Origin of the sequence: Mesotoga sp. H07pep.5.4 (genome assembly GCF_003664935.1) — a bacterium.
Taxonomy (GTDB): domain Bacteria; phylum Thermotogota; class Thermotogae; order Petrotogales; family Kosmotogaceae; genus Mesotoga; species Mesotoga prima.
In genome coordinates this window covers 104,832-130,228 of the sequence record NZ_JFHM01000014.1, presented here as the reverse complement: position 1 = coordinate 130,228, position 25,397 = coordinate 104,832, and the positions used below count along the sequence as shown (strand labels likewise).

24 protein-coding genes and 1 pseudogene are annotated in these 25,397 nt (G+C 45.6%); 11 read left to right on the top strand and 14 right to left on the bottom strand.

Features of this window, described 5'->3' with window-relative positions; genetic code table 11:
- Nucleotides 1–3 precede the first annotated feature (3 nt).
- Both dtd and Y696_RS08730 read right to left on the bottom strand, forming a co-directional pair.
- Entirely contained in the window at nucleotides 4–450 is a 447-nt protein-coding gene (gene dtd / locus Y696_RS08735; RefSeq protein WP_006488307.1) for a D-aminoacyl-tRNA deacylase, read from the bottom strand.
- Complete coding sequence (locus Y696_RS08730; RefSeq protein ID WP_006488309.1) at nucleotides 447–2,624, bottom strand: bifunctional (p)ppGpp synthetase/guanosine-3',5'-bis(diphosphate) 3'-pyrophosphohydrolase; 2,178 nt, start codon at nucleotides 2,622–2,624, stop codon at nucleotides 447–449. Before Y696_RS08730 ends, dtd begins: the two co-directional genes overlap by 4 nt.
- 181 nt (nucleotides 2,625–2,805) lie before the next feature.
- Between Y696_RS08730 and Y696_RS08725 the strand changes: the two genes are divergently transcribed.
- The 6 genes from Y696_RS08725 to Y696_RS08700 all read left to right on the top strand — a co-directional run bounded on the left by Y696_RS08725 (nucleotide 2,806) and on the right by Y696_RS08700 (nucleotide 7,646).
- Nucleotides 2,806–3,723 (top strand): S9 family peptidase, encoded by a 918-nt coding sequence (locus Y696_RS08725; RefSeq protein WP_121510291.1) that lies wholly within the window; start codon nucleotides 2,806–2,808, stop codon nucleotides 3,721–3,723.
- A 16-nt stretch (nucleotides 3,724–3,739) separates the two neighbouring features.
- Nucleotides 3,740–4,270 (top strand): type 1 glutamine amidotransferase domain-containing protein, encoded by a 531-nt coding sequence (locus tag Y696_RS08720; RefSeq protein ID WP_006488314.1) that lies wholly within the window; start codon nucleotides 3,740–3,742, stop codon nucleotides 4,268–4,270.
- 234 nt (nucleotides 4,271–4,504) lie between these two features.
- A complete protein-coding gene (locus Y696_RS08715; RefSeq protein ID WP_121510290.1) occupies nucleotides 4,505–4,699 on the top strand; it encodes an SHOCT domain-containing protein in 195 nt (64 codons plus the stop codon).
- A 1-nt stretch (nucleotide 4,700) separates the two neighbouring features.
- A complete protein-coding gene (locus Y696_RS08710) occupies nucleotides 4,701–7,142 on the top strand; it encodes a heavy metal translocating P-type ATPase (RefSeq protein WP_121510289.1) in 2,442 nt (813 codons plus the stop codon).
- A gap of 14 nt (nucleotides 7,143–7,156) precedes the next feature.
- Entirely contained in the window at nucleotides 7,157–7,363 is a 207-nt protein-coding gene (locus Y696_RS08705) for a heavy-metal-associated domain-containing protein (RefSeq protein WP_014731321.1), read from the top strand.
- 1 nt (nucleotide 7,364) lies between these two features.
- Nucleotides 7,365–7,646, top strand: coding sequence for a metal-sensing transcriptional repressor (locus Y696_RS08700; RefSeq protein WP_014731320.1), 282 nt, complete (start codon nucleotides 7,365–7,367; stop codon nucleotides 7,644–7,646).
- On the opposite strand, the gene Y696_RS08695 is transcribed toward Y696_RS08700, so the two are convergent.
- From Y696_RS08695 to Y696_RS08685, 3 genes are all read right to left on the bottom strand, one after another.
- Nucleotides 7,643–7,993, bottom strand: a complete 351-nt coding sequence (locus Y696_RS08695; protein WP_014731319.1) for a hypothetical protein — start codon at nucleotides 7,991–7,993, stop codon at nucleotides 7,643–7,645. The genes Y696_RS08700 and Y696_RS08695 overlap by 4 nt on opposite strands.
- Nucleotides 7,977–9,221 (bottom strand): OFA family MFS transporter, encoded by a 1,245-nt coding sequence (locus tag Y696_RS08690; RefSeq protein WP_006488325.1) that lies wholly within the window; start codon nucleotides 9,219–9,221, stop codon nucleotides 7,977–7,979. The genes Y696_RS08695 and Y696_RS08690 overlap by 17 nt, the downstream gene beginning before the upstream one ends.
- A 145-nt stretch (nucleotides 9,222–9,366) precedes the next feature.
- Nucleotides 9,367–9,780 (bottom strand): nuclear transport factor 2 family protein, encoded by a 414-nt coding sequence (locus tag Y696_RS08685; protein ID WP_099773113.1) that lies wholly within the window; start codon nucleotides 9,778–9,780, stop codon nucleotides 9,367–9,369.
- 365 nt (nucleotides 9,781–10,145) lie between these two features.
- On the opposite strand from Y696_RS08685, the gene Y696_RS08680 reads away from it, so the two are divergent.
- Nucleotides 10,146–10,370, top strand: a complete 225-nt coding sequence (locus tag Y696_RS08680) for a hypothetical protein (protein ID WP_121510288.1) — start codon at nucleotides 10,146–10,148, stop codon at nucleotides 10,368–10,370.
- Nucleotides 10,371–10,376: 6 nt separating this feature from the next.
- On the opposite strand, the gene Y696_RS08675 is transcribed toward Y696_RS08680, so the two are convergent.
- Nucleotides 10,377–11,153, bottom strand: a complete 777-nt coding sequence (locus Y696_RS08675; protein ID WP_121510287.1) for a GNAT family N-acetyltransferase — start codon at nucleotides 11,151–11,153, stop codon at nucleotides 10,377–10,379.
- 143 nt (nucleotides 11,154–11,296) lie between these two features.
- On the opposite strand from Y696_RS08675, the gene Y696_RS08670 reads away from it, so the two are divergent.
- Nucleotides 11,297–11,932 (top strand): 4Fe-4S binding protein, encoded by a 636-nt coding sequence (locus tag Y696_RS08670; RefSeq protein ID WP_121510286.1) that lies wholly within the window; start codon nucleotides 11,297–11,299, stop codon nucleotides 11,930–11,932.
- A gap of 142 nt (nucleotides 11,933–12,074) precedes the next feature.
- The gene (locus Y696_RS08665; protein WP_121510285.1) at nucleotides 12,075–15,233 is read left to right on the top strand and encodes a PAS domain S-box protein; all 3,159 of its coding nucleotides are present in this window, start codon (nucleotides 12,075–12,077) and stop codon (nucleotides 15,231–15,233) included.
- A 42-nt stretch (nucleotides 15,234–15,275) separates the two neighbouring features.
- Here the strand turns inward: Y696_RS08665 and Y696_RS08660 are convergent, their stop codons facing one another.
- From Y696_RS08660 to Y696_RS08645, 4 genes are read right to left on the bottom strand one after another with little or no spacing between them, the layout of a single operon-like run.
- A complete protein-coding gene (locus tag Y696_RS08660; protein ID WP_259459901.1) occupies nucleotides 15,276–16,190 on the bottom strand; it encodes a hypothetical protein in 915 nt (304 codons plus the stop codon).
- Between the two features lie 19 nt (nucleotides 16,191–16,209).
- Nucleotides 16,210–17,289, bottom strand: coding sequence for an ABC transporter ATP-binding protein (locus tag Y696_RS08655; RefSeq protein ID WP_006488340.1), 1,080 nt, complete (start codon nucleotides 17,287–17,289; stop codon nucleotides 16,210–16,212).
- A 4-nt stretch (nucleotides 17,290–17,293) separates the two neighbouring features.
- Nucleotides 17,294–18,988, bottom strand: a complete 1,695-nt coding sequence (locus Y696_RS08650) for an iron ABC transporter permease (RefSeq protein WP_006488342.1) — start codon at nucleotides 18,986–18,988, stop codon at nucleotides 17,294–17,296.
- 59 nt (nucleotides 18,989–19,047) lie between these two features.
- On the bottom strand, nucleotides 19,048–20,028 hold the full coding sequence (locus Y696_RS08645) for an ABC transporter substrate-binding protein (protein WP_121510283.1): 981 nt from the start codon (nucleotides 20,026–20,028) through the stop codon (nucleotides 19,048–19,050).
- 320 nt (nucleotides 20,029–20,348) lie between these two features.
- Between Y696_RS08645 and Y696_RS08640 the strand changes: the two genes are divergently transcribed.
- Both Y696_RS08640 and Y696_RS08635 read left to right on the top strand, forming a co-directional pair.
- The gene (locus Y696_RS08640; protein ID WP_014731314.1) at nucleotides 20,349–21,215 is read left to right on the top strand and encodes a MurR/RpiR family transcriptional regulator; all 867 of its coding nucleotides are present in this window, start codon (nucleotides 20,349–20,351) and stop codon (nucleotides 21,213–21,215) included.
- 162 nt (nucleotides 21,216–21,377) lie between these two features.
- On the top strand, nucleotides 21,378–22,283 hold the full coding sequence (locus Y696_RS08635) for an isoaspartyl peptidase/L-asparaginase family protein (protein WP_006488348.1): 906 nt from the start codon (nucleotides 21,378–21,380) through the stop codon (nucleotides 22,281–22,283).
- Here the strand turns inward: Y696_RS08635 and Y696_RS08630 are convergent.
- From Y696_RS08630 to Y696_RS08610, 4 genes and pseudogenes are all read right to left on the bottom strand, one after another.
- Nucleotides 22,249–22,701 carry a hypothetical protein gene (locus tag Y696_RS08630; protein WP_147431779.1) on the bottom strand — a complete coding sequence of 151 codons (453 nt, stop codon included), beginning with the start codon at nucleotides 22,699–22,701 and terminating at the stop codon, nucleotides 22,249–22,251. The two genes, Y696_RS08635 and Y696_RS08630, sit on opposite strands and share 35 nt — an antisense overlap.
- Entirely contained in the window at nucleotides 22,619–22,909 is a 291-nt protein-coding gene (locus Y696_RS14495; RefSeq protein ID WP_121510281.1) for an MATE family efflux transporter, read from the bottom strand. The genes Y696_RS08630 and Y696_RS14495 overlap by 83 nt, the downstream gene beginning before the upstream one ends.
- Before the next feature lie 102 nt (nucleotides 22,910–23,011).
- A pseudogene (locus Y696_RS14490) lies at nucleotides 23,012–23,575 on the bottom strand (MATE family efflux transporter).
- Between the two features lie 926 nt (nucleotides 23,576–24,501).
- On the bottom strand, nucleotides 24,502–25,395 hold the full coding sequence (locus Y696_RS08610) for an MBL fold metallo-hydrolase (protein WP_259459905.1): 894 nt from the start codon (nucleotides 25,393–25,395) through the stop codon (nucleotides 24,502–24,504).
- Nucleotides 25,396–25,397: the final 2 nt, after the last annotated feature.

The window sequence follows — 25,397 nt, the reverse complement described above, 5'->3', positions numbered from 1 at the left end:
CTCCTAAAATACTCTCTTTGAATCCAATAAAATTGTAACGGGCCCACTGTTAACAAGTTCTACGTCCATGTGAGCCTGGAATATTCCTGTCTCGACTCTCACAGTCTTAGACGCCATCTGGAGAAAATCGTTGAACAGCCCCCTGGCCACTTCAGGTTCGGCAGCATCGGTAAACGAAGGTCGCCTGCCCTTTCTCGCATCACCCATTACTGTGAACTGCGATATGGCAAGAAGCGATCCCGAAACATCTATAAGGGAAAGATTCATTTTGTCATTTTCATCTTCAAAGATACGGAGATTAACCGTCTTGTCTACCAGCCACTCCACATCTCTCTCATCATCTTCCCTGCCAATTCCAACAAGAACAAGAAGCCCCTTATCTATCTTGCCCGTGACCTTTCCGTCCACAACTACACTCGCACTACTTACTCTTTGAACTACAGCTCTCACGAAACTCCTCCGTATCTCTTAACATTTTGAACGCCCTTCATACCCCTGAGGTTCTCCATAACTGAAGTAAGATGGGCTACATCCTTGACAAGGATATTCGCAATCAGTGTATCATATCCCCACCTGCCTGCTTCAACGGAGTACTTCATTACTTTTGCGTTCTTGTTTTCAAGTCTCTCAAGAGACTTGTTTACAATGGTTCTATCAGCACTATCAAACTCCACAACGATCCAGGAACTGAATTTGCCGCCAGTGTCAAGGTTCCAGTGTGCCTCCACAAGCTTGTCTTTGCTTATGCCTTTCAGGTTTCTACAATTGCGAGTGTGAATCGAGATCCCCCTGCTGCTCATTACAGCAACGATATCGTCCCCGGGAAGCGGAGTGCAGCACTTAGCAAAATAAACGGCAATTCCCGTTTCACCCCCTACAACAACCTCATTACCCTTTGCCTGTTTCTGTTTTATCAGTTCCGTCTCTTCGGGAAGAGTCTCAATCTCTTCTTCCTTCGGCGCAAGAAGGCTTAGAACCTCTCCCATAGTTACCGATCCATCACCAAGCTTGCTGAAAAGATCGTTTTCATTGTGCGCACCCAACCTGTTCATCAGGGCCTTTATTTGTTCTCCCTCAATGAGGTCATCCATCGAAACGGCAAGACGTTTGCTTATCTTTCTGAATATCTCTTTGCCCCTCTCTACGAGTTTCGCCGAGTATTCATTCTTGAAAAATCTCTTTATCTTAGCCTTGGTCGAGTTTGCTCTCACATATTTCAGCCAGTCGAGACTCGGACCTTCGCTTGCCTTGTTAACAATTACCTCAACCCTATCACCAAGTTGCAGTTCATAGTTGACCGGAACGAGACGATCGTTCACCTTGGCACCGGCGTAGTGATGGCCAACCTCAGTGTGGATGGCATAAGCGAAGTCAATCGGTGTGGCCCCTTTCGGAAGATGAACCACCTCACCCTTTGGAGTGAAGACAAAAACCTCTTCGACCTCTAGCTCGCGAGAAATAGATTCCATATCTTTGAAGCTTTCTATGAAATCTTTCTGCCAGTCAACGAGCTGCGTAAACCATGTTCTATCCTTTACATCTATGCCTTCTTTATAAACCCAGTGAGAGGCAACACCGTATTCAGCTTCCTTGTGCATTCTCTCGCTTCTTATTTGGATCTCCAAAGGCTCCCCTCTGTGGGTGATTAAAGTTGTGTGGAGTGACTTGTATCCGTTCGATTTGGGAGCGGCTATGTAGTCTTTGAATCTACCAGGCATTGGTGGCCAAAGAGAGTGAACCGCTCCCAGTATCTTGTAGCAGTTGACTTCATCTCCGGTTACGATACGGAGAGCAATTAGGTCGAATACTTCATCGAAAGACCTATTCTTCTTAATCATCTTCTGCCATATGCTGTACAGATGCTTTACTCTTCCTTCGATCAAGGCGGAGATCCTGTTCTTTCTCAACTCTCGAAGCACAATTTCTTTGTATTCGTCCATTATGTCCTGACGTTCCTTAAGCTTTCTGTTGACCTTGAATTTTAGTTCCTTGAACTCTTCGGGATACTCATACTTGAAAGAGAGATCCTCGAGTTCGGCCTGTATTTTGTGCATACCTATCCTGTGGGCAATCGGTGCATAGATTTGAAGTGTCTCTCTTGCCTTGTCACGCTTCTTTTCAGGATCTTTTAGAAAGTCCAGCGTTCGCATGTTGTGAAGCCGGTCCGCCAGTTTCACTATGATTATCCTAGGGTCATCTGAAAGTGCCAGAAGCATCTTTCGTAATGTCTCGACTTTCATTCTCGACTTGACTATCTTGGACTCAAGCTTCTCATTTAGCTTCAAGTTGCTTATCTTTGTCACACCGTCAACTATGAGGGCTACCGTATCTCCATATTTTTCTGCGATCTCCGATAGTGGAACATTGCAGTCTTCGACTATGTCATGAAGAATTCCGGCAATGATTGTGTCGTTGTCCGCGGAAAACTGGGCCAGTATTTTGGCGACTTCAATGGGGTGACTTATGAAGGGCTCTCCAGAGTCTCTCATCTGTTCCTGATGATGGAAGCGCGCGAACTCATAGGCGTCGAAGATCCGCTCTTTGTCTCTCCTCTTGAGGCGATATTGAAGAATGCTTTCGAGGTCACCCAGGAGAATCTGGGCATCGATTTCAGTTCTGGCCACTATCTCACCTTCTATTTGTTTATTTTAGCATGAAGCAACTGGTGAATACAGCGAGCCATGCGCAAAGATTTCCAGTCGAGGAAGTTGAGAAGTTCATTCTTCAGCCCTGGTCTAAAGCGTTGACCTAATCGAAACGGTAGAATATTAGAGTAATCATTGTCCTTAACACGGGGGTGAACATGTGAAGAAACAGTCGCTACTAAGTGCGTTGCTAATCATGTTGATGATTTCACTGTCGATAAGCTGTTTCGCTACTTCCATAGACTCAAATCATATCGTCACGGAAAGTAAAGTCCACTTCTTTGTCGAGGGAGAGAGAATAAACGGTATTCTGACACGTCCAGAATCTTCAGAAGGACCCGTGCCAGTTGTTGTGCTACTTCATGGATTCCTGGGACATATGGATGATCTCACTGTGTACGGTTCTGAAGAATCCCTCTACAGGATGACCGCAAGGCTTTTCGCCGAAAAGGGCCTGGCATCGTTGAGGTTTGACTTCAGGGGCTCCGGAACAAGTGATGGCGAATGGAAGGACACTACTTTCACGAAACAGATATCCGATGCGATATCTTCGATTGACTTTCTTTCATCGGCGGAAGATTTAGACAGCCGAAGAGTCGGCGTAGTCGGTCTCAGTCAGGGTGGTCTCGTCGCAGCCTGTCTCGCAGCTTGCGACTCCAGAGTCAAGAGTGTTGCCCTCTGGTCGGCAGTCGCAATACCCGTTCACACGTATTCGGCACTTCTCGGTAAGGATTCCGTTGATAGAGCTATTGAAGCAGATCCACTCGAAGAAATCACCGCAGAGATTTCCTGGGGAGGAACAACTGTTCTCAGAAAGGAATTCTTTGATGAGCTGTTTCTTATAGATCCCGTTGCCGAGATCGTTTCCTACGATGGGCCACTTCTGGTTGTCTCTGGATCGAAGGACGATCTGGTCTTTCCCCAACCGGAAGTCTCAAATCTCTTCACAATGTACCACAAAGGTGTAGACAGACTGCTTCAACAGGACTCCGGTCACATTTTCGACCTTTTCGAAAGACAGGATAAAGTGCTGGAGATCATCGATGCTACTCTGGAGTGGTTTTTGATAACTCTTTAGAAAGGGGTGGATAAATATGAGATTAGAAGGTAAGAAGATAGCGGTTCTTGTTGAAGACGGCTTTGAAGATCTCGAATTCTGGGTACCGGTGATGCGGCTTCGCGAAGAAGGAGCAGAGGTGGTCATTGCTGGCAGGGAAAAGGGCATTCTTTTTCTTGGTAAGAGCGGGCTTGAAGCGTTTTCGGATTCAGACTTCAAATCGATAGACGTCTCGAAAATGGATGGGATTGTGATTCCCGGCGGGTGGGCTCCCGACAGGCTTAGACGATTCGAAGAGGTGAAGAGTCTGGTTAGAGATGCCAACGAAAGAGGAAAGGTTATCGGGATGATCTGCCATGCCGGTCTCGTTGGAATATCGGCAGGAATTGTGAGGGGTTCGAAAGCAGTAGGAAGTGAAGGAATAAAAGATGACCTAATAAATGCTGGTTCGGTTTGGGTAGACGAGCCGGCATTAGTTGATGGCAATCTAGTTTGGGGAAGAGTGGTGAAAGACATCCCTGACTTCTGCAGGAAACTGGTCGAAACTCTCGAAAATGGACTCCGTTGACTCAGTCAAATAATGACAACATGAGAAAGGGTCGGCAACAAGACCTGTGATTTTCTAGTACCTCAGAGTAGAACCGAATGCAAGCACTCTCTTCATTATTGGTTCTACCAGTGATCCTTGCACTAAAACTGCTCAGTGAAATTCTTCAAGTAATGTATTGAAATCCGACAGAATTTATAGTATTATTAGAATAACCCTCCCCCCAGGGGGGGGTCCAATCGAAGGGGTGATACGATGATGTTCTTTGGATTCCTAATAGTAATCTTTGCGGTAGTATTCTTTCTGAAGCCTGATATCCTGAAGAGTCGAATGACTATCTCCTCCTCATATGACAAAGAAATGAGAGTTCTCAGAGAAAGACTGGCTAATGGAGAGATCTCAATTGAGCAGTACGAGCAACTGAAAAAGCCGCTGTCTGAGGAAAAATGAGATGAGTTTTGAGAATAATCATGTAAAAGAAGAATATATTGTAGAAGGCATGACCTGCGCGGCATGTGTAAGAGCCGTTGAAAAAGCTGTCTCTAAAATCGAAGGAGTGGAGAGGCCTGTAGTAAATCTCGCTACGGAACGTCTTACATTCGAAGTGTTCCAGGAAGTCGATAAAGGCAGAGTATTTGAGGCAGTAGAGCGGGCAGGATACAGTCTTAAAGAAATTCCGGTTTTTAGGAAGGCTGTAATGGAAATTGATGGAATGACATGCGCTGCCTGCAGTACAGCCGTAGAAAAAGCAATCGGAAGGCTGCATGGAGTTGAGAATGTCAGTGTCAATCTATCTTCGGACACCGTTTCTTTTAAGTACGATCCCAACATCTTGAAAATTGGAGAGGTGAAGAAAGTAGTTGAAAAAGCCGGATATAGGCCAGGCAACCTCGTCACTGAAGCATTTGAAGAGAGCCGACTGAAAAAAGAGGCTGCAATAGCATCCTACAAGAGGAAATTCATATTTTCTGCGGCCTTCGCTCTGCCGCTGCTGATAATTGCCATGGGCCATATGATGGGCCTTTCGCTTCCGGCAATCATCGATCCCCATCTCAATCCCCTTAACTTCGCCATAGTTCAGCTAATTCTAACGATTCCGATAGTAGTTGCGGGCAGAGATTTCTATTCCAAGGGAATACCAAATCTCTTCAGAGGAAGCCCAAATATGGACACTTTAGTAGGTCTAGGGACGGGAGCGGCATTCTCTTACGGAATCTTTGCGACGGTTCAAATAGCCCTCGGTAGACACAGCTACGTAGGAGATTTGTACTTTGAATCGGCCGGAGTGATTATCGCTCTAATATCTCTCGGCAAGTATCTTGAGAATCTTTCAAGGGGAAGAACTTCCGATGCCATAATGAAACTTATGAATCTCTCTCCCGAAACGGCTCTCGTAAAACGGCAGGACGTCTTCGAAGAAGTAGCGATTGAAGAGATAGAGGTTGGAGACGTTCTTCTTGTCAAACCTGGTATGAGAATCCCGGTGGATGGGGAAGTCTTGAATGGTGCAAGCTCAGTAGACCAGTCAATGATTACTGGGGAATCGATTCCCGTAGATATCTCAGAGAGTTCGAAAGTAATTGGCGGTACTACGAATATAAATGGAGCATTCGAAATGAGGGCAACTGTCGTTGGCAGCGACACAGTCCTTTCGAGAATAATCAAACTCGTCGAGGACGCACAGTCGTCAAAGGCTCCGATAGCCAGAATGGCCGATGTCGTCAGCGGTTATTTCGTGCCATTCGTTCTAGTGATTGCGGCAGTTACTTTCCTTGTCTGGATGACGCTTGGATATGGTCTCGTCTTTTCAATGTCCATGATGATAGCGGTGCTTGTAATAGCCTGTCCCTGCGCACTCGGACTTGCCACGCCTACCGCGATAATGGTGGGTACCGGTAGGGGAGCCGAAATGGGAATTCTTTTCCGGAATGGCGAAGCCCTAGAAACCACTCACAAAATTGGTGCTGTAGTTTTCGACAAGACTGGTACGATAACGGAAGGAAGGCCAAGGTTAGTAGATGTGCATACATTTGGGAAGCACGGAAGAGAAGGTGTGATGCAGATATCGGCCAGTATTGCTTCAAAGAGTTCCCACCCGCTCGATGTGGCTATCTCCGGTGCATATAGTGGTCCTCTCCTGGAGGTTTCTTCATTTGAGGCTTATTCTGGCAAAGGAATTCTGGCGAGAGTCTCTGGGCAGGAAGTCAAGATGGGAAACCATCGTTTTATTTCTCTGATGCCGGAAGAAATGAAGTTTGTCGATGAGTTATCCAGTGAGGGTAAGACACCCGTTGTTGTCTCCATAGAAGGTAGAGCGGCAGCAGTGCTTGGTATCGCTGATGTTGTGAGAGAGGATTCTCTGGATGCGATTAAGTCTCTGAAGAAAATGGGAATAGATACTTACATGATGACCGGTGACAACTCCAGGACTGCAATGGCAATTGCTAACCAAGTTGGGATCGAGAATGTAATATCGGAAGTGATGCCGGAAGACAAAGCCAAAAAGGTTTCCGATCTCAAGAGGGAAGGTAAGACAGTGATGATGGTAGGCGATGGAATAAATGATTCTCCGGCTCTTGCGGAGGCCCATATTGGAATTGCCGTTGGTTCTGGAACGGACATCGCTATTGAGACGGCAGATGTGGTACTTATGAGCGACAACTTAAGCAACATCTTCAAAGCGATAAAGTTATCGAAGGAAACTATAAAGAACATAAAACAGAATCTCTTCTGGGCATTCTTCTACAACGTAATCGGCATACCTTTGGCAGCCGGTCTCTTCTACGGAGTTGCCGGAATAAGGCTTAATCCAATGGTAGCCGGAGCGGCGATGGCTTTTTCTAGCGTAAGTGTAGTAACCAACGCATTAAGATTGAAGAAAATTAAGATCTGAAAGGGAGGAAGAAAATGAGACTGACAATTGAAGGAATGAGCTGCAACCACTGCAAGATGAGGGTTGAAAAATCATTGAAGGCTCTGGAAGGAGTCAAGGACGTAGAAGTCGATCTTGGAACCGGAGTGGCAACCATTAGCACTTCAAAGGAAATAGAAGACAGGTTGCTGAAAGAAGCCGTAGAAGATGCCGGCTATTTGTTAAAGGGAATCGAAAGATAAGATGGATAATCATTCTCATCACAAACACAGCGGCGCGTTGAAGATTCTCAGGACAGCAAGGGGTCAGATAGACGGTATCATAAAGATGATAGAAGAAGAGCGATATTGCATAGATATTTCGACACAGCTCCTGGCCGTTATCTCTCTTCTCAAAAAGGCAAACACAACCGTTGTCAACAAACACATCGAAACATGCATAAGGGAAGCTATTGATTCAGGAAATGTCGATGAGAAGATAGGTGAACTGGAGACGCTTATGAAATACATCGAAAAGAGCCTCTAATCTACTGAAGGAGGCTCTTTTGGAGTTTTACCGTCATCTATTGAATGCTTCGATAATCCCTTAAGCACCTCTTCCAGCTCATCGTCTTCAACACTCCAGAGATCTTCGATTCTTTGCTTCATCAGGGCGTCTCTCTCTTCGGATGCTTTCATATAGAGCATGAAGAGCTTCTTCCTGCGCGAATCCATCGAACCAATCTCTCTTAGGACATCGATCGTTACTTTCTTGTCCTCATCTATTAGGTCTCCGATCGTAAGAACTACGTCTTCGAGTTTCCACTGAACATCGTCGGACAGCACAGCGAGCGTTTTCCTGATCTTTTTAAGCTTTTCAGTTCTCTTTTGCATCGGCTCTTCCCCCATTTTTCTCTCGTTTTTCTTCTTCGGGATGCCTGATGACCAGGCTCAGCAGAGCGCCCGCTACGCTTAGCACGGCCGAGACTATGTAGCTTATCTCATACCCACCGGTGATATCACGGGCGATTCCTCCGAGCAATGGCCCGATAACTCCGCCAACACCCCACGCCGTTATCATTACACCGTAATTCACTCCAAGATTCTTAACACCGTAAAAGTCAGCCGTCACAACCGGAAAGATTGCAAGCATTCCACCAAATGTGAACCCAACAACGCTCTTGCCTATTAATAAAGCAAGAGGATTTGTTAACGAGCTGAACAGGAAGTAAACAAGTGCCTGTATGGCAAACATAGCGAAAAGTGTGGCCGTTCTCCCAATAAAGTCGGAGATGCTTCCCCAGGTAACCCGGCCAATGAAATTGAAGATTGCATATACAACCACGAGAAGAAAGCCGTTACTAATCGATGCCTGCTCAAGACCGATCTTAGACATCTGGCCAATAATGAGTAATCCCGCAAATGTTCCAAAGAAGAACATGGTCCACAGTATGTAGAACTGTGGTGTTCTAACCATCTCCTTAAGGGTGTAATCCTTTGAGGTCAGTCTATGGACCTTTCTCGGCTTCTTTTTCAGTCTTACCTTTTCGACTCCCTCTTGGGGATTACTTATGAAGAACGAGAGAGTGAAGACTATTAGAAAGAATAGAAGACCCAGTATCATAAGGGACGTGGGCAGACCAAACAGACCAATGAGGCCTGACGTCAACGGTGCAATATACACCGGTGCCAGGCCGAAGCCACTGACAACGATTCCAGATATTAGCCCTCTATGGTCGGAGTGAAACCACTTCACTGCGGCCGGCGTTGGCGATGAATAACCAAAACCCATTGCAAGACCGAAGACAAGACCGAAGAAAAACGTCAGACCGGCAACCGAAAGGTTCAGGCCGGAAAAGAAGAAACCCAGGCCGGCAAGGATCGATGAAACAAAGAGAACGGGTCTCGGGCCAAACTTGTCCTGAAGCTTTCCCCCGGGAATCATAGTGAGAGCGAAAACCGCAGAAGCCAGCATATAAGGGATTTGAGTCTGAGTTGCAGTCCATTTGAAGTCGTCTATCAGGGCCGCAGAAATAATTCCCCATGAATAGAGGACGCCGAGCGTAAGGTTGACTCCAAGACCACTGAAGACTACGAGCCAGGCCTTCTTTGTATTATCCACAGATTTGTCCTCCTGAAAATGACGTTAATTGCCGGGCAGATCTGTTCAGTCGGTTCGTAGTACTATGCTAGTATTTTACAACAACTCCACATCATTCCAAAACTGTGCGATACGATCAACCAATTCTTAGATGAAAAACCGGTGATTACTTTTCCCTTGTCCTGAATAGGCTCGCGTAAGAACCGGAAAACGCTTGCTGGAAGTGAACAAGCTGCCACTTCTTCTCAACCTTTAGTAGAAAGGCCGAACCAAAAGTCTCAACTCTCCTTAAGGCGGCTTTTCTAGCAAACTTGACGCCTCTTTTCCATGAAAAATAACAGAATGAAGGTCTTTCAACAGAGGATTCCCAGGATATCGGTTCGAAAAGAACCCCGAATGATTCGAACTCTCTTTTCAGAAGCTGGAGAAACTCATCTATGCCATTACTGGATAGTCCCTCGGGATTGATGTAGGTAATATTATCGGTGCAAAGTGACTTCAACGATTCAAAATCCTGATTCCTGTAGCTCTCGAAAAAGGCCTTTAGAACCTCTCTGGCCGACATCTCGCTTGGCTCCACTGAATAACACCTCACTCTCAGTCACTATTAAGATTCTATCATTGAACTGCCCCGTCAAATGTGTACAAGATCGTATCGTTAGTCGTTCAAACTGGAATGTAATCTCGCTGAGATGGGAGGTTTTCTTAATGAAAACGATTGTTATGATCTTTTTCTTTCTCGTTTTCTTTGTGGCAGTCCCCGGGCTAACACTGAGAGCTGGAAAAGAAGCCCAGCGATAATCGGTTTCTCTCTGGAACTGGACTCCAATATTTACTGCGGAGTGGGAGCGATACCTACATTTACGATATTTGGTTCAGGCGGTCCCTGGTCTTTCTAGCTTACAGGAAGTTACAGATCGTAATTTGAGCTTATTCGGAGAGAAGATGATAATATCAGCTGTTGGAAGAGGTTGTGCCGGAGCGATATTTTCCGACGCTTTCGATTTGGCTGCCATAGCGGGAATGCTTCTTGAGATCAAATGGAGTTTAAATACTAGCTTCAAAGCAGGATTTCAGCTGTGGATGAGTCTTGGACTGTATCAGCGAATTACGAACCCGGAAACGAGCTTCGTTCCAATGGGTCAGATCGGCGTAGCCCTTGATTTCTGAAGGTCATCATTTTTTGAACCTGAGTGTTTTCAGCTTACCGATCTCTCTAAAACCCAGCCGATTATAGATCCTTCCCGCCTCTGGATTGTCGTATAGCAAACATGGTGTCCTTCCCTCGGCGAGTAGATCTTCACACAGCTTGGATACAACTGCCGAAGCAAGACCTCGCCCTCTGAAATCCTTGCCGGTTGCGACTCCAACAATCATTGCCATATCGGAACTCTCGGAGGTACTGGCCGCCGTGGCCAGTATTTCGCCCTGATCTTCAATTATGTATCTTCTTGTGCTCCCGTCTTTCAGTGTGGCCATGAAGGATTCTTCATCCGTTGCGTGGAACTCTTCTATTGAGAAAAGAAAGGCCAAAAGCTTCTCTGCATCCTCAGTAGTAGCCCTTCTTACCTCAAACCCGGCCGCATTAAGATTGGGTTCCCTCAAAACTGCGAAGCGGAGAGTTTCTTCCTCTTCACGTATCTCCTGCAAATACGGAGATATCCTATCTATACCCGAGATGGTTCCGCTAAGCATCATAGCCTGTTCATACCTCCTCACAACGCCTGCCGCTTCTCTGAAATTCATCCCCGCCCCGTCGGAAAGAATGAGAAATTTGTAGTATCGAAGCAGAATGCCTCTAGGACTGTCAAAGTCTCCATCTAGGTAAATCTCCATGTTGTCCGAATCAGGACTTGTATTCTCTATATCGCCGATAATGAACATGTTGAACTCCCTGTTTTTGTAAAGAAAGGGAAGAAGATTCCTCCACTCACTGCCGTCGATTTTTCTCATCGGATCACCGCCATTAGTTTGGACTGTAAAGACTATACCATCAAGAACCTATTCACAAATCGCCTCCTCTAATACGTTCGTGACTTATATCACGTACTTGACCTTACTTTTGCTATAGACTTTCATTGAAAGGAGAGATTTATATGACAAATAGAAAGGCCGCGGCTCTGAGAGTAATTGTAGAGGTTGGCTTCCTGTTCCTATTCTTTTTTCTTCTGAGGAGCAGGGATCTCCAGAAGTGGTTCTTAATTTTCGGGATCGGTCTGGTCGGAGCTCTATTTCTGGGAAGGTTTTACTGCGGGTGGATCTGCCCAATGGAAACACTTTTCAGACCCATAAATTGGCTCTATTCAAAGCTTAGAGTGAAGAGGTTAAAGACACCAGCAATCTTCAAGAACAATGTATTCAGATGGTCTGTACTTGTTCTCTTCCTTTTGCTTATGGTAGCGGTAAGAATCTTTAAGATCAAGGTCAACCTTCTTCTATACATAACTGCCTTCTCTGTTCTGATAACTCTGGTATTCGAAGAGGAGTTTTGGCACAGGTATATGTGTCCCTTTGGAACCTTGCTGTCTCTCTTTTCAAGAAAACCGTTGTTTGGAATGAAGGTGGAGAAACCACCGTGTGTTTCCTGCGGGATCTGTCAGAATGTTTGCCCTGTAAGTGCAATCGAATCCGAAGAAGATGGAATGAAGATTGACACTTCGGAATGTCTTGTATGTCTTAAATGCAAAGAGAGCTGCCCGAAAATTTCGATAAAGTATTCCGTATTGAAATGATCAGTAGCTTGCCTTGAAAAGGGCAGACTGAAGAGTTATCCCATTTAATCTGGGACGGCTTTCCATTGTTTGAATATTGGATTGCTACCAAGGTTTTTAATGCTAGAATCATTCTATTACTAAAGTAGAGAGAGGAATTATAGTGTCGACTGAAGAAGGCAGCGACAACCTGGCAAGATCAGTTTTCGCTCTTCAGGAGCGGATGAAGGAATTGGATTGCGTTTACAGAATATTCAATGAGCTTCATAAGTCTTCGACTGCCGATGAAGCAGTTGTATCTGTATTGGAACAGCTTCCTCGGGGATTTAGATTTCCCGAACTGACGGCGATAAGAATAGAGATCGATGGAAATGAGCATAGATCAGTCGATCAATGGTCTGATGAAAGAATGATTTCAGCGGAAATCGTTGTGAACGGAAAGAAAATAGGAACAATAAGTGTCTCCTTAACAGAAGAGCTCGACATAAAGGGAAGTCCTTTTCTTAAGGAAGAAAAGAAACTTCTTTTGGGAGTAGCTGCTGCGCTTTCAAATACCCTTGAGAGAGTAATCATTCAGCGGGAACTGAAGGAAAGTCTCGCAAGACTAACTTTCGCAGTAGATGCTTCTGGCGAAGGCATATGGGACTGGGATATTGAGACCGGCAAGGTTATTTTCTCCAAGCGATGGAAGGAGATACTTGGTTTCTCTGACGAAGAGATCTCTGACCATGTCAGCGAATGGGAGAAGAGAATTCATCCCGAAGATGTTGAAGAAGTGAAGTCTGTTCTCAACAGATGTTTCAAGGGCGATATACCCTTCTATGAAAAGGAGTACAGGCTAATAGGGAAGAACGGTTCTCTTGTCTGGGTTCGTGATAGAGCACGAATTGTCTCAAGAGACAGTGAAGGAAAACCCTTGAGGATGGTCGGAATGTACACCGATCTTACCCAGCGCAGGATGGACGAAATTAAACTTCAGAAACTCAACAAATTGCTAACCCTAATGTTCAGAGCAAACGAATTTCTCGTCCATGCAAAGGATGAACATTCTTTACTGAAGGGACTTTGTGACATCGTGGTCGAAAACGGAGGGTTCCCTCTTGTCTGGATAGCCTTCAAGAAGTCCGGGGGGAAAATGTTGACACCTGTTGCGGTAAGCGGAGTGGCAAAGGGTTATCCCTACGAAGTTGCAGTCGCCTGGGATAACAGCGAACTGAGCAGAAGCGCAATAGGAAAAGCCATAAAGACCGGCAGGACATTCATTTCAAGGGATATCGACAGTTCACCCGACTATCTTCCTTGGAAGAAAACGATTCTGAAGTACGGGTTGAAATCATCGATTGCCGTGCCTCTTGTTATTGGAAAAGAGATCATAGGCGGCTTTGTCATTTATTCCACAGAGGAAGATGCATTTGATAATGAGGAGGTTCTCCTTCTCGAAGAGCTCGGCGAAGATATCTCCTATGGAATACTGTCACTGAGACTAGAGGCTCAGCTAGAGCATCAGAGCGGTGTTCTATCATCTATTAGAAGAGTAAACCAGCTGATAGTATCGGCAACCGATGTTGAAGAGTTGATCAAAAGGGCGACGGAGCTTATGACGGGTTCCCGCGGTTTCGAAAGATGTCTTCTTGTTCTCGTTGAGAATGAAAATGTGAAGAACTGGGCCGCTTCTGGCTTCAGCAGAACGCAGCTGCTCGAAGTCGACTCGATTTTCGAGTCGGGAGAAATTCCTCCTCTTTTGAGAAGGGCAATGGAAGAAGAAGGAGTGATCTCCTTAACTGGAAGAGAGTACAACAAACAATGCGTAATAATCAGCGATTCAGATGATCTTGCAGTCTTCGCGAAAGGGCTCAGAATCGGTGGCAATATCCTGGGTGCTATGGCCGTAGTTATGAAACAGAGCTTCTCTTTTTCGAAGGATGAAAGAGATCTCTTTTCCGAAATCGTGGATGATATTTCTTTTGCGATTCATAAGATAAGAATTGAGAAGAACGAGAGAGTTCTTCAGAAGAGGTTTTCTCTTTTCATGGATAAACTGCCCGGAGCCGTGTTCATTTCTGACAGTGACCTGAAGACTTCATACTTCAATGACTTCGCAGCCAGAGTCTTTGGTTTCAAAGAAGACTGGAAAGGAAAGAATCCCGAAGCCAACTATCCCGGAGAACTCGACAAGCTGATTCTTCAAGATGATAGAAGGACTCAAAACGGGGAGAACATCGTGAGGGAAGAGAGGGTACTCGGTACCGACGGCAAGGAAAGGATCCTCTATGTTCAGAAGTTTCCAATTGTTTCAGAAGGAGATAAACCGATGGTCGGTGCAATCGCCATGGATATTACCGAATGGAAGCTCGCAGAGATGGCCCTCACCAGATTGGGAAGAGTCATAGATCTTTCAGTGAATGAGCTATATATATTCGATTCAGAGACTCTGAGATTTCTTCAAGCGAACAAGGGTGCTCTAGAGAATTCAGGGTACTCTCTTGAAGAGTTGCGAAAGATGACTCCACTGGATCTGAAGTTGGAGATGGACAGAAGGGTCTTCGAAGACATTATCTCCAGACTCAAAAAAGAGCCTGGAAGTTACGAGGTCTTCGAAACCGTTCATATAAGAAAGAATGGAACCGGGTATCCCATCGAAGTAAGACTACAGCTTCACGACAATGAATACGAACGTGTCTTTGTTGCCATTGTTTTGGATATCTCCGAGAGAAAGATCGCCGAGGAATCGGTGAAAAAGAGTCTTGAGTCACTTATAAATACTTTGTCTTCGCTTGTCGAAGCGAGGGATCCCTACACTTCCGGCCATCAGAAACGTGTAAGCGAGCTTTCGACAGCAATAGCGAGAAAGCTGTTTTCTGAAGATGAGATGCATGAAGATATCGTTGAATCGATAAGAGTAGCTGCTTTGCTTCATGACATAGGGAAGAGTGCAGTGCCCACCGAAATACTGACGAAGCCGGTAAGACTGAACAATCTCGAATACGATTTAGTCAGAGAGCATTCAAAGAAGGGGTACGACATACTGAAAGAGGTTTACTTCCCATGGCCGATAGCTGACATCGTTGCTCAACACCATGAGAGACTTGATGGATCCGGATATCCAAGAGGATTAACGGGCGATGAAATCAGAATAGAGGCCCGTATTATTGCCGTTGCCGATGTAGTTGAGGCAATGTCTTCTCACAGACCTTATAGAGCATCTCTTGGAATAGAGGCGGCACTGGATGAAATACGGCAGAACTCCGGAAGGTTCTACGATCGCAGAGTCGTCGAGGCCTGCCTTGAACTTTTCGAAGAGGGGTTTCAATTCACCGAGTAATCCAGGCCGCTTTTCCAGTGATAAGGAAGTTCCAAGCGACTTTCAGTTAAGCCTTCTTTCCAGGTGATTCAGGTAAAACTTCACTCCCGAAGAGAGATTACGAAGTACCTTGCAGCTTACTTCATCCAGTCGACGGGTATCCTGGGAACTGACGAGTTTGTCATAATACTCCTTTGACAACTCTGGTGATGGATTCTCGAATGAATTGCCGCCGATAAGTCTTTTCACAGACAGTTCTACCTCGGGCAGAAGATCGAAGGCTCTCCTTCTAATTGTCTTCGCCATTTTTTCGAGCCTATCGAAGACGCCGGCCTCAGTCCCCTCTATCTCCTCCAAAAAAGGTTCGTAACCTCTCCACAATCGGTAGCCCAGGTATCTGTCGTGAAATTTGTGATAAAAGCCGATTTTCTTGAACTGCTTCCTGTACAGAAAGGGTATCTTGAATATTTCGATGGGAGTGCCCGGAGAGGCGTGATACGGTGTTCCGCAGTCCTCAAGATAGTGGAGAGCCCTGGCTGCAAATCTTAGAGCCCAATACCTATCTCCCTTTTCATTGGCCAGCATGCTCATACGGTCGAAGTGTAGAAATCTGTCTGTCACTTCGCCGAATCGGAGAATAATATGAAACTCCTCATGACGCCACGTTCCACTTCCTCCCATGAATTTCTGTAAAGGTGAAAGACTTAAGCCTTCATCCATGCCAAAGTCTGGTTCATATGAATAAACTGTCAGAATCTGCCATGCGGGAGCTCTGCCGCTTCTGGGGGCCTTATTGTCGAAAAAGGGTAAATACAGCTCTTCATCTGAGCGAGAGAGGTACGGCCTTCCAAGGTAATCTTCAAAACCATCCTTAGAGCTATTGTACGGACCCTGATCATAAGCCCGATAGCAGTACGGTTTAATCTCGACTTTCTCAGATAGAAAGGCTTTTTTCATATCCATGCATTTGTTAGTCAAGACATCGTGGCCATCCATCTCAGTTGTTTATAACCCAAGCGCTCTCCTTCGAGAAATACAGATCCGTTTCCTTTCCTACGACTGGAAACTTCCTCTCAATCGGGTTGAAAGTCACTGCGTTTAGTATCTTTCCATCGGGAAGCTCAATTTCGTACTCGACGTTCGATCCCAGAAACACGTATTTCAACACCTTTCCACTTAGAACATTGATCTTGTCTTCTTCTCTGTCAGATAAAGACTCCGGTCTTAAGACTATCCTTACACCGTCTCCAGGGGAGAGCTCTCCACCTTTTCTGCCCACAAACTTCTTTCCCAGTGAACTGGATGAAACAGTTACCGAGTCTCCATTGATAGATTCTACCTCGCCGTCAATGAAGTTAACTCTTCCTATGAAATCCGCTACGAAGCTGTTCTGAGGTCTCGCATAAATGTCGAACGGGCTCCCTATCTGCATAACCTTCCCATCGTTCATTACAACAATTATGTCGGAAATACTCATCGCCTCGACCTGGTCGTGAGTAACATATACACTGGTAATATTTACCTCCTGCTGAATTCGCCGGATCTCAAGCCTCATAGACTCTCTCAGTTTCGCATCCAGATTCGAAAGCGGCTCATCGAAGAGCAGAACACTTGGTTCCATAACAAGACTTCTTGCTAGTGCCACCCTTTGTTGCTGACCTCCCGACAACTGATCCGGTCTTCTCTTTTCAAGTCCCTTGAGTCCTACGAGATCTGTCATTTCCCTTATCTTCTTCTTCATGGTGCTTCTGTCCAGTCTCTTGAGCTTCAAACCAAAAGAGATATTTTCTTCCACTGTTAAATGGGGGAAGAGAGCGTAACTCTGGAAGACCATCGAAATGTTTCTCCGGTTGGGAGGTAGGTTTGTGACGTCCTTTCCATCCAGCAAGACGCGCCCGTTTGTAGGAACTTCAAAACCCGCGATGATCCTCAATGTGGTAGTCTTTCCACAACCCGAAGGCCCCAGAAGCGTTACCAGTTGCCCTCTTCGGATCTCCTGATCGAAATCGTCTACGGCAACCGTTTCCGTTCCGTAGCTCGTGAAGACCTTTCTCACATTTTTTAATATTAGACTCATCAAATCACCCCTGTCCTGCCGTTCCACCACTGGATAGACTAATTTTGTTCTTAAGGAAGATCTTCAGAATCAGAATGAAGCCCATAATCATACCAATCAATAGCACTGAAAAGGCACATGCTTCCGATAGACGTCCGGAATCGCTCTGACTCAGTATTTGAACTGTTATCAGGTTCCATCTGGCCGAAACAAGAAATATCGCCGCGCTGATTGCAGTCATAGCTCTCACAAAGGCAAAGACTAAAGCAGAGAAAAAGGCCGGCATAATCAAGGGAAGCGTGACTTTCGTGAAAACCTGCCTGTTATCTGCGCCAAGCGTGTATGCCGCCTCTTCAATCGCTGGATCTACCTGGTTTAGCAAAGCAACACCCGACTGTATTCCAACCGGTATATACCTGAAAACGAAGTTGAGAACAAGTATCGCCAGAGTTCCCGTGAGCAGCAACGGGGGTTTGTTGAATGAAAGAATATATCCTATTCCAATAACCGTTCCAGGAACTGCAAAACTCAGCATCGAGGTGAACTCCATCACCCTTCTTCCAGGAAAGACCTTCCTGACAAGGAGAAAAGCAATTATCATACCAAGGACGGCAGATATCGGCGTAGAAGTGAAAGCAATAACGAGAGTGTCCTTTATTGCCTCGAGTCCGACGTCGAAGACATACTTGAAGTTCTCCAGAGTAAGAGTATTGTTCATTCCCCACGCCTTCACAAAGGCTCCCCAGAAAATTGTGGCATAGATTGTGAGTGTGAAGACAGCGATAAGCATACACAGTGAAAAGAGAATCCATTTTACCGGTTTACTTACACTCTTAAGGACAGAAGTCGTCGGTTTACCGGTCACCGTGACATACTTCTTCTTTCCAACCCAGTATTTCTGTATAATAAATGCGGCTATTGAAGGAAACAGGAGCCATACTGCAAGCGCTGCTCCCCCTTTAGTATCAAACATCCCCGTTATTTGAAGATAAGCCTGGACGGAAAGCACAGGAAATTTGCTGCCAGCCAGAATAAGTGGATTTCCAAAGTCGGCGAGCGACTCTATGAAAAGAACAAGCATTGTGCTTGCAATACCCGGAACCGACATCGGAAGAATTACTTTCCTGAAGGCCTGCCACCGATTTGCACCGAGATTGAAGGCAGCATCCTCAAGCGTCGGACTGATAGTTCCTATAACACCATCCAGTGTGATGAACGCAACCGGAAAAAAGCAAACCACCTGGGCCATCATGAGACCCCATAAACCGTACACAGGAAAATTTCTTATCCCGAATATCCCGGCGGTAATGATCCCGTTGAACCCGAATAGCATTATGATCGAAAGTGCGCCAATAAACGGCGGGAAGACTATCGGCAGAACGGCAACGGTTCTGAAAAAGCCCTTCAGCGGAATATCCGTTCTGTTAAGCGTGTACGCAAATAGATACCCTACAAGCATTCCGAATATTGCCGTAAGGCCGGCCACCAGAAGACTGTTGAAAAAGCCCTGCCTCATGTATCGATTCGAAAAGGCATGACTGTACGCGCTCAGGTCAAACCCGCCTTCCTTGTCGGTCATACTAACCGCAAAAACCCTGAATAGGGGATAGACAATGAATATGGCCAAGGCGGCGAAAATCAGAACTATTATCAAAAGCAGAACTGGATCCTTAAGAAGATTAAGAAACCTATTTTTTGCTTCTTCTCCCCTTATAGCCACAGGACGACCTCCTATTAAAGAGGGGGATTTCTCCCCCTCAAAGCAAATCTAAGTGATCGTTAGTATGGAAGTACTTCGTTAATCCATCTCTCGATAAGTCTGGTCTTGTTTTCTGCGGCCCAAGCAGGATCGATGGAAAGAAGATTGATCGTTGAAAGCGGCTGTAGGCTGCCGAAATCGACATCGGGTCTTATGGGGTAGAAGTATGTCTTCTGGTCAACTATCTGCTGCTGACCGGCCTTGGAAACGACCCAATCGATAAGCTTCTGAGCATCCGCAAGGTTCTTGGCTCCCTTCAGAATCGAGACTGAAGCCACTTCGTAGGGCACTCCTTCCTTGGGGAACACAACGGATACAGGGTATCCCTGTTCCATGAACTGGAAGAAAGCCGGGGTGAACTGAATTCCAAGCGCAACCTGACCAGGGCCGACGGCCTTGGAGGGTCCAGTTCCGCTCTGTGTATAGGTCTGGATATTTGGAGCTAGATTCTTCAGGTACTGGAAGGCCCCATCTTCACCGTAAATCTTTACTAAACCAGTGATCAAGCTGTAGGCAGTTCCAGAAGACTGGGGATTTGGATACTGAATCATTCTTCTGTATTCGGAAGCGAGGAGATCTTCCCAGGATTCCGGCAAAGAGGCCTTTATCTGCTCCAGGACGGAGGTATTAACTCCAACACCGAGAGGATTCATATAAATCGGATGGTAATAACCCTCAACGTCATAGAACTCGGGTGAGACACCGTATACACTTAACGTCTTGTAGGTCTGTGTCAACCCACGTTCTTTTGCGATAATATGGTTTTCCAGTGGTGCGCCAAACCACACATCGGCCTGCGGATTGCTGGATTCGGCTTCAATCCTTGCCAGGGCAGGTCCCGAAGAAAGGAAGACAAAGTCAACTTCGATCCCCGTGTCCTCAACAAATGCATTCAATATCTTCCTCGCATTTGCCTCATCGACGCTGGAATAGACCACGAGATTTGCAAAGGCTGATGCAAAGAACACCAAAAAGATCACAGAGATAAGAACTCGCTTCATACAAACACCTCCTAATTAATGTAACTATATTCTATCATCTGCGCTGTTACGTGGAATAACTCCCTCTTGAGTAGATTTAATTATGATGCATTACGGCTCCAAACTACTCCAATGGATCTTCAACATATCATATCAATCAGACTGAATCTCTCAAAGTGGAGGATCAAGATCCAAGCTTCCATAGTTCAGTTATCAACTTTGTTTCTAGCGAGAAGAAGTATATGCTGTTATGAAAACATAGTTTCAATATGCTATCATTATGAAAAGATAGTTTCATGAGTCAGATAATTAACTAATTTCTTGCCGAAAGGTTGATGGGAATGGTATCCGAAGAGATAACGAAAATCAAAGATGACTTATCGCCTGCATACAAAAGGATAGCAACCTTCATTCTCAAAGAATACTCTCAGGTAGGGTTCATGTCTATTGAAGAACTGAGCTCAATGGCCGGTGCGAGCAAGGCTTCTGTAGTCCGATTCTCGAGACGTCTCGGTTTCTCGGGATTCAATGAACTGAAGAAGACTATCCAGCATGAACTCAGGAAAAGACTTTTACCATATGAGAAGATCGCGACGACAGAACTTGACAGGGCCCCGGTGGAAAACCAGCTAAAATTGCTCAGACAGAATGAGATCAACAACCTTAAGAATACTTTATCCGGGATCGGAGAAGAGGAACTTCACAAATGGATCGACACTATTAGAGCAGCCAGTAACATCTATTTTGGGGGCTTCGGCGCAACAAAACACGTGGTCTCGCTGATGCGGTACACAATCTCCGTTCTTCAGCGGAAGCCAACCTGGCTGCTTTCTGGATCGGTCTCCGACTTTTCCTTCAAAATAAAGCTCATGGAAAGAAATGACGCTTTGATAGTGATGACCTTTCCTCCATATTCAAAAGAAGTGGAATACATGGTCGACTTTGCACTGGAGAGAAATGTGAGGACTCTTCTCGTTACAGATTCCGTTGACTGTCCGGTCTACTCGAAAGCCTATTCGTCGATTCTGTGTGAGAACAATTCACTTCTCTTTGGAAACTCCTTCGTTGGTCCCATAGCGGTCGCGGAAATGATAGGTAACTTCATCATCCTAAGCGAAAAGAAGACCGGTATGGAGGAGATGAAAAGGCTGTTTGAGGTAGAGGAGAGAGGATACAAAGCAATAAAGATTGACGGCAAGAACAAGTAGATTCATCGTTTGCTCGTGAATGCATCTAATTACTGAAAAGAAGATTAAGGGAATCGAAGAGGGGAATTGATTTAGCCCGCTGTGGCATCTGAGTTCTTTTTTAGAGAGGAGTGTTCTAGTTTTAATCAAGGAAGATTCTTTTGCTTGAAACGAGGTGTTTGTATGAAGGCCATCATTGTGCACGGCGGTACCGGAAGTTTCAAGAGCGTAACTGACGCCGATGAACACAGAAGGGGAATCGAAGAGGCAGTCAGGCAAGGATTTCTAACTCTCGAGAAGATAAACAGCGCAGAAGAAGCCGTTGTTACCGCCGTGTCCGTGATGGAAGAGGACCCGACCTTCAACTGTGGCAGGGGATCGGTGCTTACTTATCGCGGCGATATCGAAATGGATGCTGCGATAATGGACAATAATTTAAATGCGGGAGCTGTTTCCGGTTTGAAGAGGATTCTCCATCCCATAACGGTTGCACGGGCCGTCATGGAACAAACTGATCATGTTTTACTTGCCGGGGCTGAACTGGAGGAATTCGTTACGGTTCTAGGGTTTCCGAGGGAGGATAACCTGATCGTTCCGAAAAGGCACCTACAGTGGAAAGAAGAACTTGAGAAAATTGCCAGAGGCGAGAAGACCAGATTTGGAAAGAGCGTCAAGCTGGCGAAAAAGGCCGAGGAGTATCATTCTACCTGTGGTGCAGTCGCGATAGATGACCACGGAAGAATGGCAGCCGGAACCTCCACGGGCGGAATGATGATGAAAAGCTTCGGCAGGGTGGGAGACAGCCCCATTATAGGCGCGGGAACCTACTCGGATTCATTCGGCGCAGTCTCCGCAACGGGTCATGGAGAAAAGATTATGAAGCTCACTCTGAGCAGGCTGGTTGCCTTCTTCATGGAACAGTACCCCGCTCAAAAGTCCGTCGACATCGCTCTCGAGAGAGCCAGATACTTCGACTGTGAGTGCGGTTTAATTGCGCTCGACAGATACGGCAATATCGGAATAGGGCACACTTCAAAGGATATGTCATGGGCGTTCATAAAAGATGGTCATGCACCGGTGATATTCTAATAATCACTGGCTGCCTTTCTCGTAGAGAAAGCTCCCTGCTTTGAGACTTCAGTTTTTTGAAAATTGCTACGGAAAGAAAAGCTGCAACAAATAGCGCAAAGTAACTGGCAACTGTCCGAGAAAAATGATCCTCATTGAGCTCGAAGATCTTTTGCAAAAAGATAATCGCAGGTATAAGGAAGAAATCTTGTTTCGACATCGGCAGCAATCTCGCTGCGATTCCCTTTCCAAAAACCTGAAGCAGGTCCGTAGAAGTTATCACGAAGCCGAATGTGGAAAAGAAGATGTTTACCACCCTAAAGGCTCTGGAGCCCGCATCGATGATTTCTGGGTCGTTACAGGAGATGCTTATAATCGAACTCGGTATAGTCAACCCGATAATGGCAAAAACCACTGCAAAGACCGTAATCACTATCAACAAAAATCTCAGAGTTTCCAAAAACCCTAGAAGACTTCTTCGCGCCGTAATTATAGCCAGCAACCGGTTGAAATGCAAGATCGTATCCGAATAGAACCATCATCCCCAACATGAGAACCCTCATTGTTGTTCCGACGGCCGAAACGACATGATCCTCGTAGTTTCCGGCAGCGTGATTCAGAAGTGCGGTGCGAAACTTGACAGAGATTGCCTCAGGAGTGTCGAAAGACGGATTTTGAAGATTTCAGAGTATATCTGAAGAGAGAGAGCCTGTACAGTCTTATAGATAGATTCGTGCTACTCTTCTTTCTTATGTAGTACTCGGAAAGATCATCGTCGAAACAAACTGAGAGATGACTGACGCAACGGCCGCTCCCACGATACTCATTCCACATCCGAAGATGAAAACAGGAAAGAGCGCAACATTGAGAAGGACTCCAGAGACCATGGCAACCATGAATTTCTGGGCGTTGCCCTCCGCTCTTACGAGATTATTCATGGTCATGTTCATCATGGTAAATATCGACCCCATAATGATCATCTTTGTGTATTCTCTCGCGTACTCCATAATAGTCTCGGTAGGCCCGAAAGCGGTAAGAAGAGGGTCCAGGAATATCAGTCCAGGTACGGTGAAGGCAGTTCCCGTTGCAAAACTTGTGAAGAGAGCCGTGGATGCCGCCTAATCGGCTTGCTTCTTATCTCCGGCGTTCAGTTGACGCGAAACATTTGAAGCGGCTCCTACACCGTATGTCAGGCCAACGGCACCTGTAAGATTGAATATTGGAAAGGCAAATGAAACTGAGCCTACGGAGCTTGTTCCTATCCGCCCAATGAAGAAAGTATCGACAGAATTGTAGAAAGAATTTCTCAACATTGCAATTATTGAAGGAATCGAAAGATCTATGAAAAGCTAAGGGATCTTCATCTTCCCCATCGACCCTCGCTCTTTCCTCGGAACTTCTTAATCTCAAGAAAAACCGCCATTTCAGAGACTACCTGCTATCATAGTACACTAATCGAATCCAGTTGGCAGGCATGGAAGGAACGGAAAGCCAACGAATCTTGTTTGCGCGGTCTTTCCGAAGTATTCTCATTAACTTAGAAGCAAACGTAACCCTTCAGTTCCTATTTCGGGGTTTATACTCTCGTTGCGAAAGGAAAAAACCTATAAGCAAATCGTTGTTGCATAAAGCGATCGAACCGATAAGAGACCTAATTGGCCCGAGGAGGAGACTACTGAGAAGAAAGAAGGTATTATCAGCTTTCTCTTAGTCTCACTAATACTTTTGGCGGATCGGTCTTTTCTGAAGAACCGATAGACGAGATGTACGAACCTACTGTTGAAGAAACATTCAAAGAGATTCACTGAAAAAAGAAAGCATGGAGGCGAGAGGATTCTACAGAGAAGGAGAGGAAAGCTGAGATCCCCAATTCTACTATTTTGCATCTTCAGCAGCTTTATCTAGGGAAGGAGATGAACCCGTAGAAGAAGCCGACGGCTGCCCTTCAATCGTTTCTTACGTTTGAGGGGCAGCAGTTTAAGATGGAAGAGCAATGATGCCCGAAAATAACATTTTATGCCAATTAATCAAAAAGAAATTTCACTTGACCGTGATAAGGAAAATAAGATCTATGTTGGCTTATGAACCTCTGTCTCTCGTTTCACCTTGCAATCGTGAAGTACATAATCAGTCCCACAACCACCGTGATACCTATAATCAAAGGAATAATCGCAAATCAAAACATCCTCTCACCTCCATCGAATTCATATGGCACTCAGTTTTCTACTCTCTTTCATTTCTAATCCTTCCTCTTCAACTGCTCTTCAAATTGCGGCCAGATCTCTTCAAGTCTTTCAGAAGGAGTCTGTCGGATCAATCTCGATTCAAATCTCAGAGATTCCCTTTCCACTCCGAGCATCTGCCAAAACTCTCTCATGAACTGCACGAAGTCAAACCTCTCGCCAAGAATTTCTCTTGCTTTGTCTTCATAATGCAGAAACTCGAGATACTTTGTGTTGAATGAATGTGTCTCTTCGCCTTCTTCAACATCTATTTCTTCACCAAGGAAAAGAGATTTCAGATACTCCAGATTCCTTCTTATAAGACTCTCAGCGACGATTCCAGAGTGTCCAGAAATTACGGTCTGACACGACATCTTAAGTACAGTCTTCAAACTCTCCGTGAAGGTTACCAGATCGCTCCAGAGAGTTAGTGGTAAAGGATCTTCCACAAGATCTCCTACGAAGATCACCGAATCTCTTCTGTCGATGCATACAGAAGAACAGAGAGTGTGCCCCGGCAAATAACGAAACTCTATTTCGTCATCTTCAAAGACTAACCTATCGCTGAAGGTGACATTGGGAAGTCTCTTCAAAACATCTCCGTCTCGAAATCTTTCCAGATTTTCGAAATCGTACTCCCATCTTTCTTCCATTCTTCTTCTTGCAAGTTCATGAGCGACGATTTCGCACCCGTCGAACGCTCCGTTTCCCCAGACGTGGTCGTAGTCAGAATGTGAGTTGAAGATTACGAGATCCTTTCTGGGGCTTTCTTTAATTCGATCCTTAACAACGTTCATAAACCGACTTCCTAGAAACGTGTCACACAAATAAAAGCGATCTCCGCCTTCTATCAAATAGACGGACGTTTCCCCACCCATCGGTGAATCTCCGTCTTGAAAGGTAAACAACACTC